This is a genomic window from Pseudomonas sp. AC463 (assembly GCF_979253585.1).
Window position 1 is genome coordinate 1 of record NZ_CEEDDZ010001202.1, and the last position, 234, is coordinate 234.

Consider the following 234-nt stretch of genomic DNA (forward strand, 5'->3'; position numbering starts at 1 on the left):
CGCCACCCGTGGGCCCCGCCGCCCATTGCCGCGTGTTGTTCTGCGCCCAAAGCGCTGGATGCAAGGCCTTGGCTGGCGCCTGGGTCAGCCCTTCGAATACGCCGACGTCGCGTTCGCGGAAGCTGTCCCTGGTCACGGGTTCAAGGTGCAGTTCACGGTTAAGAATCTGCGCGGTTTGCTGGGCGCGCCGGCGTGGGGAGACGATCATCACCTGACTGCCGGTGGGCAGCTTGT

The 234-nt window shown here is 66.2% G+C and carries 1 protein-coding gene; it reads right to left on the reverse strand.

The window, feature by feature from the left end:
* A partial coding sequence (locus AC0IYH_RS34130) for a histidine phosphatase family protein (RefSeq protein WP_471838923.1) occupies positions 1–208 on the reverse strand: 208 nt, incomplete at its 3' end.
* Positions 209–234 lie beyond the last annotated feature (26 nt).